12 protein-coding genes and 1 pseudogene are annotated in these 11,663 nt (G+C 67.2%); 3 read left to right on the top strand and 10 right to left on the bottom strand.

Features of this window, described 5'->3' with window-relative positions; translation table 11 throughout:
- Positions 1 to 101: 101 nt before the first annotated feature.
- The 4 genes and pseudogenes from ACWEOE_RS41820 to ACWEOE_RS41805 form a co-directional block, all read right to left on the bottom strand.
- Positions 102 to 932, bottom strand: a complete 831-nt coding sequence (locus ACWEOE_RS41820) for a slipin family protein (protein ID WP_452019354.1) — start codon at positions 930 to 932, stop codon at positions 102 to 104.
- Between the two features lie 51 nt (positions 933 to 983).
- Entirely contained in the window at positions 984 to 1,226 is a 243-nt protein-coding gene (locus ACWEOE_RS41815) for a hypothetical protein (protein ID WP_452019358.1), read from the bottom strand.
- Positions 1,227 to 1,251: 25 nt separating this feature from the next.
- A pseudogene (locus ACWEOE_RS41810) lies at positions 1,252 to 1,485 on the bottom strand (ATP-binding cassette domain-containing protein); the annotation flags it as partial.
- Positions 1,482 to 1,985, bottom strand: a complete 504-nt coding sequence (locus ACWEOE_RS41805; protein ID WP_452019352.1) for a universal stress protein — start codon at positions 1,983 to 1,985, stop codon at positions 1,482 to 1,484. The pseudogene ACWEOE_RS41810 and the gene ACWEOE_RS41805, both read right to left, overlap by 4 nt.
- A gap of 359 nt (positions 1,986 to 2,344) precedes the next feature.
- Between ACWEOE_RS41805 and ACWEOE_RS41800 the strand changes: the two genes are divergently transcribed.
- A complete protein-coding gene (locus ACWEOE_RS41800; protein WP_452019350.1) occupies positions 2,345 to 2,932 on the top strand; it encodes a hypothetical protein in 588 nt (195 codons plus the stop codon).
- Between the two features lie 70 nt (positions 2,933 to 3,002).
- Complete coding sequence (locus ACWEOE_RS41795) at positions 3,003 to 3,458, top strand: DUF2267 domain-containing protein (protein ID WP_452019348.1); 456 nt, start codon at positions 3,003 to 3,005, stop codon at positions 3,456 to 3,458.
- Between the two features lie 56 nt (positions 3,459 to 3,514).
- Here ACWEOE_RS41795 and ACWEOE_RS41790 read toward each other — a convergent pair whose 3' ends face one another.
- From ACWEOE_RS41790 to ACWEOE_RS41775, 4 genes are all read right to left on the bottom strand, one after another.
- Entirely contained in the window at positions 3,515 to 3,817 is a 303-nt protein-coding gene (locus tag ACWEOE_RS41790; protein WP_452019346.1) for a universal stress protein, read from the bottom strand.
- Between the two features lie 88 nt (positions 3,818 to 3,905).
- Positions 3,906 to 4,301, bottom strand: coding sequence for a universal stress protein (locus tag ACWEOE_RS41785; protein ID WP_452019356.1), 396 nt, complete (start codon positions 4,299 to 4,301; stop codon positions 3,906 to 3,908).
- A 109-nt stretch (positions 4,302 to 4,410) separates the two neighbouring features.
- On the bottom strand, positions 4,411 to 4,674 hold the full coding sequence (locus ACWEOE_RS41780) for a hypothetical protein (protein WP_452019344.1): 264 nt from the start codon (positions 4,672 to 4,674) through the stop codon (positions 4,411 to 4,413).
- Positions 4,675 to 5,059: 385 nt separating this feature from the next.
- Positions 5,060 to 8,662, bottom strand: a complete 3,603-nt coding sequence (locus tag ACWEOE_RS41775; protein ID WP_452019342.1) for a hydantoinase B/oxoprolinase family protein — start codon at positions 8,660 to 8,662, stop codon at positions 5,060 to 5,062.
- 147 nt (positions 8,663 to 8,809) lie between these two features.
- On the opposite strand from ACWEOE_RS41775, the gene ACWEOE_RS41770 reads away from it, so the two are divergent.
- Positions 8,810 to 9,397 carry a hypothetical protein gene (locus ACWEOE_RS41770; RefSeq protein WP_452019340.1) on the top strand — a complete coding sequence of 196 codons (588 nt, stop codon included), beginning with the start codon at positions 8,810 to 8,812 and terminating at the stop codon, positions 9,395 to 9,397.
- 3 nt (positions 9,398 to 9,400) lie between these two features.
- Here ACWEOE_RS41770 and ACWEOE_RS41765 read toward each other — a convergent pair whose 3' ends face one another.
- Complete coding sequence (locus ACWEOE_RS41765; RefSeq protein WP_452019338.1) at positions 9,401 to 10,054, bottom strand: phosphate signaling complex PhoU family protein; 654 nt, start codon at positions 10,052 to 10,054, stop codon at positions 9,401 to 9,403.
- A 162-nt stretch (positions 10,055 to 10,216) separates the two neighbouring features.
- A complete protein-coding gene (locus tag ACWEOE_RS41760; protein ID WP_452019336.1) occupies positions 10,217 to 10,654 on the bottom strand; it encodes a pyridoxamine 5'-phosphate oxidase family protein in 438 nt (145 codons plus the stop codon).
- Between the last annotated feature and the right edge of the window lie 1,009 nt (positions 10,655 to 11,663).

Genomic DNA, 11,663 nt, shown 5'->3' with positions numbered 1-11,663 from the left:
TGTGGGCGATGATCCGCGACGGGAAGTGCTACCACGCTTCACCTCCCGTCACCGCAACCGCTTGACATCACGATTGGGAAGTCCTTTCCGGACTGGTGGGTTCAGGGACCCACGGGGACGGCGGGTTTTCCATTTGGTTCGACAGCCTGCGGCATGGGCGGCTTGGCCGCGGCCGCCTCGTGCGCGAGGAACGACCCGAGCTCGCCGATGGTGCTCATCAACGGCGCCGGAAACACGACCGTGCTGTTGTGATCGACCGCGATCTCGACCAAACTCTGCAAGTTGCGCAGCTGCAGCGAAAGCGGGTGCGCCATCATCGTGTCCGACGCCTCGCCGAGCTTCGTCGCCGCCAGCGCCTCACCCTCGGCGTTGATGATCTTCCCGCGCTTCTCCCGCTCGGCTTCGGCCTCCTTGGCCATCGCACGCTTCATCGCTTCCGGCAGCTGGATGTCCCTCAGCTCCACCAGCGTCACGTCGACACCCCACTCCGTGGTGGTGTCATCGAGGATCCGCCGGATGTCGGAGTTGATCGCGTCCGTTTCCGACGGGGTTTCGTCGAGTGTGTGCTGCCCGATCACCTTCCGCAGGGTCGTCTGCGCGATCTGATTGATCGCCGCGTGCACGTTCTCGATCGCCACGACCGACTTCACCGCGTCGACCACGCGGAAGTACGCGACCGCCGAGACGTCCACGCTCACGTTGTCCCGAGTGATGATGCCCTGCGACTGAATCGGCATGGTGACGATCCGCAGTGACACCCGGCGCAGCACGTCGACCACGGGGATGATGAGCCGCAATCCTGGCTCGCGTACACCGATCACTCGCCCGAGCCGAAACTGCACCCCCTTCTCGTACTGCTTGACGATCCTGATCGACAGGACCAGCAGAAGCAGGACCGCCGCCGCGATCCCGGTGATGATCCAGAGGTTCATGGCGTTACTCCGTTCGTCGTGGCTCGATCCGGGGGGACCGGCCTGTGGTCATCAGCTCGATGAGTGTCTCCTTGTCGACGTCGCCGGCTGGGTGTGCCACCGCCAGCCGGCCCCGTACAAGACCGCGACCCGGTCCGTGACGTGCGTGACCTCGTCCATGTTGCGAGAGATCGCGATCACCGCCGGTCCGCAGTCGGCCGGCAGGCCGATGGGCTGGTGCACCGAAGGCACCGTCGTCACACCGAGCTCGGCGAGCGTCTTGCGCGCCGAGAGCTGCATCGTGTCTTCGTCCAACAGGCCGTGGCGTACGAGTTCGCGGCCGACGCACCGGTCGTCGCTGCCACCGGAACTCACTGCTGTCCAGCGAGTGAATCCCCGCGATGCAACTGATCAGCACCGACTTCCCCGCCCCGTTGTCCCCGACGAGCCCGGTGACTTGCCCGGCTGGAACATCGAGATCGACCACCGCGCCGAACCACTTGCTAATGCCCCGCAGGCGCAGCAACGGCTCTCCTCGTCGGGTGACCAGGAGGCGCTCGGCAGTGACGCTCATCGTCCGTCCTCAGAGGCCTGGTGAGCGGTTCCGGCCGGCAGGCGCCCCACCGCACTGCCCGGCAACCGCGCCTGCGGAGGGATCACCACCACCGGACAGGGCGCGTGCCGTAGACAGGAACCTCTCACGGAGCCGGCCAGCAGGCCGCGCCACTTTCCCCAGCCGTGGCTGCCGATGACCAGCAACATCGCGTCACACGAGCACTCCACGAGCACATCGGCGGGATCGCCCTCGGCAGCCACGCACCGCGCCTCCATGCCTGGCCGGCCCGCGCAAGCCGAGTCCACGTACTCCTCGAGTTGCCGCAGGTGTTCTTCCCTCGCCGAAGCCGCGTTCCCGTTCACCGACTCGTCGTCGAGCATCGGGTCGTACACCCACGCCGTCACGGCTTGAACGTCGGCGCCGGTGTGATCGGCGAACGCGAGGCACCACGCCAGAGCGGCGTCGGCGGCATCCGATCCGTCGAGACCCACCACCAGCCGATCCTTGACTTCTGCCATTGCCGTACTTCCGTCGAGGCGCAGTTGCCGACTCAAGGACAGCGGTTCCCTCCAGCCGGGGAAACGGCCGGTGGACACTGGTGCCGAGGACCAAGGGCCCGGCACGGTGAACGCTCGCGACACTGACGTAAGACCCGGGCGAAAAGACATAGGACCCTATCCGCGGATTCCCCGGCCAACGCAAGCTGGACGTGAACATTGCGGAGTACCTGCAAGGAGACGCCCCGCTCGCGGACGCCCAGGACTGCCCGTGAGGAACCGGCTTCGCCTTCCCGATCCCCAGGAGACCCAACAGATTTCCGAGGTGTGCCGTGTTCGCTTGCGTCGCTTGGTGGTCGAAGATCTGCTTCACGGGTCTGGTGTGCGCGCTCGGTGTTGTGGTGGTGCCGGCCGCGGCGGTCATCGCCGTAGCCTCGACGGCACTGGCACTGGCCTCGCTCGTCTGGCTGTGCGCAGACGGGGTGCGTTGGGTGGAACGTGCGTTCGGCCTCCACCACGCGTCCCGGCGCGCAGCGATGGCGGCGCTGGGCCTGATGGTCGTGGGTGTCTTCGCCGCCACGATCGCAGTGATCGCCGGTCCGGGACCGGCTTTCACGATGACCGCTGTTCTGCTGTTCGCGGGAGCCTGGTCCGGATGGCGAACTGTCTTCGGAGCGCCGCAGCGAGGCAGCCGGAGCCGACAGACGACATCGGCGTCGCACACAGGCGCGCCCCGCCCGATGCCGGTCAGCGCCCTCTCGCTCGACGAGCTCTGCCTGGCGTGGCGGCGGAGCTTCGTGCAGCTGCAACACGCAGGTGACGAGCGCGGGCGGCCCATCGTCGTCTCCGCCTGGCAGGCCTACCTGGACGAACTGGAGCGGCGCAACCGGCACGGGTTCGCGAAATGGCTGGACAGCGGAGCGCGGGCCGCCGGTGACCCGAGCCGGTTCGTGCGCCCCGGCGAATGACCCGTCGGCACTCTTGCACCCGCCGCCCAGTGACGAATGCGCAGAACTCCCGACCTCGAAAGGAAAACCGATGACGACACAGTCCGATCCGCTCGCACCCGCCTATCAAACAGCCCGCCGCTGGCTGACCGCCATCGCCGAGCAGCTGGGTACCGAAGACCACGACTACGTCTACCGGGTGCTGCGAACGTGGTTGCACCTGGTCCGCGACCGGCTCACGGTCCAGAGCGCCGCGCATTTCGCGGCCCAACTGCCCGAGCTGCTGCGCGGCGTCTACTTCGACGGCTGGAAACCGAGCAGAGTCCCCGTGCGCTACGGCGCCGGCACGTTCACTGTCTTGTTCGCCGAAGGAGCGACTATCAGTCCGAACGACGTCCCGGCGGCCGCAAGCGCGGTTTCGGCGGCGCTGGACTCACTCTGCTCCCCAGGCCAGCTCGAGCACGTGTTCACGCTTCTGCCGGCGACCCTCCGCGGCGAGCTCGAGTTCGGGACCCCGGCCCGGCCGACGTCTGTTCGCCGCCGCTGAACGCGCGCATCCGGGACTCGCCGGGCCGAATGCCGCCCCGGCTGCGAACGTCGCTGTCAGCGGAGAGGCGTTCCACGCGCGACGACGACCGGGCAGAGCGCGTAGGAGATCAGGCCCTGGCTAGTCGAGCCGAGTGCCGAACCCGCTGCCCTGCTCCGGCCCCGGCCGAGTACGACCACCAGCTGTGCGCGGTCGGGGTAGTCGAGCAAGCCCTTCGATGGCCGTCCCGTTGCCACCACGCGGGTGACTTCGATGTCCGGGTACTTCTCCTGCAGGCCGGCCAGTCGCCGGGCCAGCAGGTCTCGCTTGTGTTCCTCGATCGCCTGCGTGTCCAGGGTCCAGCCTCCTTCGTCAAACACCGCGGGACAAGAACGCTTCCCGCTAGCAGTGCACCGCGACGAGCGGAGCCCAGCGACACGATGCCTCCTCGAAAGCGAGAACGATCGCCTACTCATCAACCGGCGTGGCGTCAACGCCGACCACCACCGGTTCGTCAACCGGCGGCGCGTCGTCGCCGGCGTGCGGCCGAACGAACGCGACCGGGCACTCGCCCTGCGCCGCGAGTGCGACCGACACCGATCCCAGCAGGATCCGGCCCAGACGACGAAGTCCGGGCGTACCGAGGATCAGCAGGCCGGCGTAAGCGGATTCGTCGCGCAACGCCACCGCCGGACGCTCCGGCCGGAACACGACTTTCACGGTCAACCCCGGAGCCACTTCAACCGCCGCCTCCTGCGCCTGCTGGAGCACGCCGCGCCCGCGCTCACGGGTGAGCCGCCCCACGTCGGCGTACATCGCCACAGCATGCGGGTAGGCCACCGGGACCTCGTCGACGGCGTACACGAGCCGGAGACTGCCGTGGCACTCCCCCGCCATCCGCGCGGCCCAATCAGCGCCGTGATTGGCGCCTCGGATCCGTCGACTCCGACAACCAGGTCGGTGGACAGGCTTGTCATTCTGCACCCCGAATTCGTCGCTGCGGGCCTTCCGCACGCGAACCGCCTCGATACTGGTGAAGCAGGGCCAGGATGATGCCCCGCGACTGGATCGGCATGGTGACGATGCTCAGCGAGGCTTTGCGGAGCACGTCAAGCACCGGGATGACGAACCGCAACCCGGGCTCGCGGACACCGGTCACGCGGCCGGGCCGGAACTTAACACCTTTCCCGAACTGCTTGCCGATCCTGGTCGACATGCCCAGCAGGAACAGGACCACAGCAGCGGTTCCGACGATCCCCGCCCCCAGGATCCATCGTCGGTTCCTTCATCGACAGAGCTGTTCGCCCGTCCAGCCGACCGGTTCCGCCTGTCATTGGAAACGGCCGCTCCGCCCCGGCCACGAGAACCGACGGCACCCGCCGTGGCCGCCGGAGCACCGCTGGGGGTGCGCACTCCGATGGGCGAGTCCGGCCGACTACCCGGAACGACGTACACCGCCCCTCGGCGATGCCTGAGTAGCCCACCCGCACCGCAGTCGAACCAAACCGAATCACCGTCGGCGCCCTCCCTCGGCGATCGACGCATCACCCTGTGGCTGCTTGGTGGCGCGGCCGAACTTCCCGGCGATCTACCCACGCCCACTGGCAATCAACTGCGGACTATCATGATGACTGCGGTGCGCCGTAGCCACCACCGCCCGGCGTTTCGACGATCAACACGTCACCAGGGCGGATCTGAGCCGAATCGGCTCCCGCGAGTTCGGTGACGGTGCCGTCGGCGTGCCGCACGTGGTTGCGACCTAGCGCTCCGGGGGATCCGCCGGCCATACCGTAGGGCGCAACCTTGCGGTGGCCGGACAAGGTGCTCACGGTCACGGCTTCGGTGAACTCGAGGCGGCGGGTAGCGCCGTCGCCTCCGTGCCATCGTCCGCCCCCGCCGCTGCCGCGGCGGATGGCGAATTCCCGCAATACGACGGGGAAGCGCCATTCGAGTACCTCGGGGTCGGTGAGCCGGGAGTTCGTCATGTGCGTCTGCACCGCGGACGCACCGTCGAACCCGTCCCCGGCACCGGAGCCGGACGCTAGGGTCTCGTAGTATTGGTGACGTTCGTTGCCGAAGGTAACGTTGTTCATCGTCCCCGAGCCCTCGGCCTGCACACGCAGAGCGGCCAACAACGCACCGGTGATCGCCTGAGAAGTTTCGACGTTGCCGGCGACGACAGCCGCGGGATAGGTGGGCGCGAGCATCGAGCCCTCGGGGATGATGACCTGCAAGGGGCGCATGCAGCCGTCGTTGAGCGGGATGTCGTCGGCGACCAGGGTCCGGAACACGTAGAGCACCGCGGCGTTGGCGACTGAGGACGGTGCGTTGAAATTCGTGTCCAGCTGGGGCGAGGTACCGGTGAAGTCGATGGTCGCACTGCGACTCGCGCGGTCCGCTGTGACCCGCACGGCGATGATCGCGCCGGAGTCCATGCGGTACCGGTATTGACCGTCGCCGAGCGTGTCGATCACGCGGCGGACAGCGTCCTCGGCGTTGTCCTGAACGTGCCGCATGTAGGCCTGGACGACATCGAGTCCGAAGTGGTCGATCATCTTGCCGACCTCGTCGACACCTTTCTGGTTGGCGGCGATCTGGGCACGCAGATCAGCGAGGTTCGTCTCCGGACTGCGAGACGGGTAAGGCGCGTCGGTCAGGAGGCGCAGCGTTTCACTCTCGCGGAACCGGCCGTTTTCGGCGAGCAGCCAATTGTCGAACAGCACGCCTTCTTCGTCGACCGCGCGGCTGTGGGCCGGCATGGAGCCAGGTGTGATACCGCCGATTTCGGCATGGTGCCCGCGGGAGGCGACGAAGAACAGGATGTGCTTGCCCACGGCGTCAAAGACAGGGGTGATGACGGTGATGTCCGGCAGGTGCGTACCGCCGTGGTAAGGGTCGTTTACCGCGTACACGTCGCCAGGTTTCATCTTCCCGGCGCGTCGGCTGACCACTTCCTTGACGCTGGTCCCCATCGAGCCCAGATGGACGGGAATGTGCGGCGCGTTGGCGACGAGGTTGCCGTCCGCGTCGAACAGCGCACACGAGAAGTCCAGCCGCTCGCGGATGTTCACCGACTGGGCCGTGGCTTCCAGCCGGGTGCCCATCTGTTCGGCGATCGACATGAAGAGGTTGTTGAAGATCTCCAACAGCACCGGATCCGACGCAGTCGCCGCGTCGGTCTCATCCGGCGCTGCCACCCGCTCGGCGATCAGGTGTCCGGACCTCGTCATCGTCGCCTGCCAGCCGTCGTCGACCACGGTGGTGGCGTTGGCCTCGGCAATGATCGCCGGCCCGGTCAGAATATCGCCGGGGCGCATCCGCTCCCGTTGCCGTAACGGCACCTCACGCCAGCTTCCCTGGGCGCAGAGGGAGGCGGTGTCGCCCGGATCGGCGGTGTCGGGTGTCTGCTCGCCCAGATGGGACAGATCCGGTTGTTCGGTCAGTCCGGTGGCCTCGACGGACATCGCTTCGGCGATCAGCGGACGGTCCATCAGAAACGAATACGTCGCTCGGTGACTGGTCTCGAAATCGGTGACCATGGTGTCGAGTTCGGCCAGTTCTACCGGCACCGCGGTGTCGGTGCCGTCGTAGCGCACCTGCACTCGACGGACCACTCGGATCTGCTCAGTCGGGATGCCCTCGTCGAGCAGCTCGAAACGCGCGGCCTCCTCGAGGGTGTCGGCGACCTGCGCCAGCTTCGGCAGAGCCGCGGCGTCGAGCCTGATCTCGACGGACTGTTCCCGCATCGCGGTAGTGTCGGCCAGCCCGATCCCGAGCGCGGAGAGCACGCCGGCCATCGGCGGCACAAGCACCGTGCGGATACCGAGTGCATCTGCCACCGCGCACGCGTGCTGCCCGCCCGCACCACCGAAAGTGGTCAGCACGTACCGGGTCACATCGTGTCCCTTTTGGACGGAGATCTTCTTGACCGCGTTCGACATGTTCGACACCGCGATCCGCAGGAAACCCTCGGCGACCTCTTCCGGTGAGCGCTCGTCACCCGTCTGTGCCCGTACCTCGCCGGCCAGTTCGGTGAAGCGGCGCCGCACAACCTCGCTGTCCAGCGGCTGGTCCCCGTCGGGGCCGAACACGGCTGGGAAGTGGGCGGGCTGTACTCGGCCGAGCATGACGTTGGCGTCGGTGATGGTCAACGGTCCGCCGCCACGATAGGAGGCCGGGCCAGGGTCCGCGCCGGCCGAGTCCGGGCCGACGCGATAGCGGCTGCCGTCGAAGTGCAGGATCGACCCGCCACCGGCGGCTACGGTGTGGATGTCCAGCATCGGGGCGCGCAGCCGGACCCCGGCGACCTGAGTGGTGAACACCCGCTCGTACTCGCCGGCGTAGTGCGACACGTCGGTCGATGTACCGCCCATGTCGAAGCCGATCACATGGTCGAATCCCGCCAGCGCCGACATCCGCACCATGCCGACGATGCCCCCTGCCGGGCCGGACAGGATCGCGTCCTTGCCACGGAAATGCCCGGCCTCGGCCAGCCCCCCGTTCGACTGCATGAACATCAACCGGACGCCGCGCATCTGAGCGGCCACCTGGTCGACGTAGCGACGCAACACCGGGGACAAGTAAGTGTCCACCACCGCGGTGTCTCCGCGTGGCACCAGCTTCATCAGCGGACTGACCTCGGACGACAGCGAGATCTGGGGAAAGCCGATCTGTTCGGCCAGGCTGCCAATCTCCTGTTCATGGGCCGGATACAAGTGGCTGTGCAGGCACACCACCGCGACGGCGTGAATCCCGTCGGCGTACGCCTGCCGCAGCAGGTGGCCCAGCTGGTCGAGATCGGGCGCGCACAGCACCGTGCCGTCGGCGGCGATTCGTTCGTCGACCTCGACGACGCGCTCGTACAGCATCTCCGGCAGCACGATGTGCCGGTCGAAGATCCTGGGACGATTCTGGTATGCGATGCGCAGCGCGTCGGCGAATCCCCGTGTGATCACCAGCAGCGTCCGCTCGCCCTTGCGTTCCAGCAGCGCGTTCGTCGCCACCGTAGTGCCCATCCGCACCGTCTCGACCCGCTCGACCGGCACCGGCGCATCCGCGCTCACCCCCAGCAGCACCTTGATCCCGGCCACCGCCGCGTCGCGATAGCGCGCCGGGTTCATCGACAGCAATTTGTGCGTCAGCAGCTGCCCGTCCGGCCGTCGCGCCACGATGTCGGTGAACGTGCCGCCCCGGTCGACCCAGAACTGCCACTCCGCATTCGCCACGCCGGCTCCCTTCACCGGTCACCTGGCCCCTCCCGCCGAGCCTACAATCGTCAGCGGTGGCGGACACGCCCGCGCGTGCCGCGCTGACAGCCGGTGACTCACGCCTTTCGAGTTGTCAACAGCGACCGGCGAGCGAGGTGATCCGAAGTGACAGCCCAGACGATCGGTGTCTACACCGAGGACACCCCTGGCGAACGGCGCGTCGCACTCGTGCCCGCGATCGTGAGACGAATCCGCGGGCTAGGCTTGGACGTCCTGATCGAGAGCGGCGCCGGGAGACGGACCGGAATCCCGGACGACAGCTATACCGCGATGGGCGCGCGCCTCGTACCGCGTCAGGACTTGTTCGATACCGCCACCATGCTTGCCGGCGTGCGGCTCCCGGTTAACCCGTTCGGGCACCGGTTCCGCCGCGGGCACGCACTGCTCTGCCTCATGCAGCCGCTGCGTATCCCGCTCCGGATCCGCGATTGGGCCGATCAGGGACTCACCGCGATCGCGCTAGACCTGCTTCCCCCGACCTTCAGCAGCATCCGACCGGCACACGCCGGATCGGAGGACTACGCGACGATCGTCGCGGACCTGCTCGAACACCTGGTCCGCGACGGGGTACTCACCATCGACCTGAGTGATCCCCTCCAATCCACCATCGTGGTAACTCATGACCGGCACGTCCTCAACAGCGCGGTGTGGCAGCGGATCCTCGCCGAGATCGCGATCGCCGGGCTGCCGTGAAACTCACGTCGTCGCTGTGTCCACGTCGAGCAGCACTGCGCGACGAGCGACCGCCATGGCATGCCAGGCGAAGCGTTCGTAGCAGCGCGCCACCAGGGTGAGATCGACTGCCGCATCCGCTTCGATCGAGCCACCCTCAGACAGCAGACCCCGGTACAGCGACCGCTGCGCGCGGTCCGCGGACACGTTGAACCCGGCTAGCTCCGCGATCCCGGCAGCCCCGCGCGACTCCACGGCATCGGCTGCCCCGACAGTCATACGGAGGCAGATCCCGCTTACCTCGCGCAGTGCCTCCAGCAGCGCCTCGGGGACGGATGCCCACGAACGCCGGGTCCGGGCGATGTCGGCGACCTCCCTGGCCAGCTGCCCCATGTCCTCGGCCTCGGCGTTGATGTGGACCGCCGCAATGGTCGCGGGCAACAGCTTCGACTCGGCCGACCGGCGACGGACCGCCAGGGTGTCAGTCGCATGGCTGTCAACCTCACGCCGCAGCGCATCGACCGCCCGGTAAGCGGTGCTCAGACTGTCGCCCAGCGAAGCATCCGGAGCTACCATGGCCTCGGTCGCTCGACTCATCGCGTCGCGCGCCAAACGGACCAACTCCACCAGCTCAGTGCTCGCCCGGTCCAATTCCCAGGCCGACGTTTCCTGCTTCACGAGCACCTCCCGCCATCGCGGTGAGCCACAATGGACGACGCTACTCCGCTCCGGCGAGGTCGCCAAAGACATGGCCCCCGACCAGGCGACAGCATCAACGCCAAGCAGGTAGACAAACTCCCGAGCAGCCGGGCTGGGGGTTCCCTGCACGAACGAGAGAATCTATTCCTGGCCTCCCAGTCCGCAGCGCTGACTGTTGCCAGCGTCCGAGACGTGGAACATTCGCCCGTTGATGGTTTCTATCGGGATCCGCAGGAAGTGTGAACGTTCTCCACCGGGCCACGGCCGGTGGCGGGGTTCGGCCAGCGCCACGAGTTCGTCGATTTCGGTGATCGGATTCGCCTTGCCGAGCACGACCACACTCCATCCCGTGCGGGTGGTGAGGTCGATGCTGTCGACCTCGAACGCGACCACTGCGTCGCGGAGGTTGGCGATCGACCCGGTTCGGCTGCTCCGGACGATGATGTTTCCCTCGTGCACGTGGAAGTTGACCGGCCGGATGGCGGGCAACGCGTTCTCGGAAAACACCAGCCTGCCCACCGGCTGGGTCGACAGCAGGTCGATGCATTCCTGTGCGGTCAAGGGGCGCAACTCGGTCATCGTTGATCCCGGTAGTCTCCGGAACAGTGGGTTCATCGTCGAGTGTGCTCGGCTGCAGGCAGCAGGTTCAGGGCAAGAAGTCCTTGGTTCTCGGGACAGTCGGCCGCCGCCGGGCCGCCGCCGCTGAGTACCTCGGCAAACGTGTCCTGGACGCGCGCGGCGGTTTCCGGCGACACGAGCGAGTGGAGGTAGAGGGGGCGGCGTCGGTGCCGACCGGACCGAGGCCCCACATCTCTCCCAGTCCGGGAGAACGAAGCCAGGCGCGAGCACGTCGTTCCAGTGCAGGTCGCCGTGCGCGGTTTCGTGGTGCAGCCGTAGGGAATCAGCGACCTTCGCGCCGAACATCTGTTGCACGCGGGCACGCCGGCTCCACGACGTTGGGCTCCGAACGGACGGACGCCATCGCCGGAAAACCATGTGTTTCGGGTCCGAATTCGAGTTGTCGCCGGACGCTTCGTCGAGGAGATCCGCAGCGGTCGGGAATGTCAGGTTCCGGGGATCGTGCACACCCGACGCCGCTAACGCGAGGTCTGTGATCAGCCAGCTCTTCGACTTCTGGCTCAGCGGCTCCATCAAGTTGAAGAGCGCGTCGTCGCGTCCATGCCGCCGCTCGAGGATCGTGTAGGTCTCCACCAGCTCGACCACGTTCTCGTTGAAGTCGGCGAGCACCCTGGCGCCTGCGAGACGGCGCGCATGTTCATCGATACCCGAACCGGATGCACGTGGCCAGACCGCCGTCCAGGTGCACCTCCTTCGTACAGCGTCCCACCGGCCCGCGTACTACCAGTCCGTTGTGCACGGCGTGGCAGCCAAACTCCGACCCGATCACACGCAACCCAGCCGTTGACCAGCACAAACCAAGCGCAACTGGGCCAAAAGGGTTACCGTCAGCAGGTCGCTGCGTGAGGGACCTAGGTGTCAAGCCCCGGGTTTGGTGGAGACTGGATTAGCTGGTTTCCAGGGTTGGGGTGACCGGGTGGGTCATTGCGTGTAGTGCCTCGTACTGGGC

The sequence above is a fragment of the Amycolatopsis sp. NPDC004368 genome (genome assembly GCF_053602515.1).
Note: the sequence above shows the minus strand (reverse complement) of the source record. Positions and strands in the feature narration are given on the sequence as shown.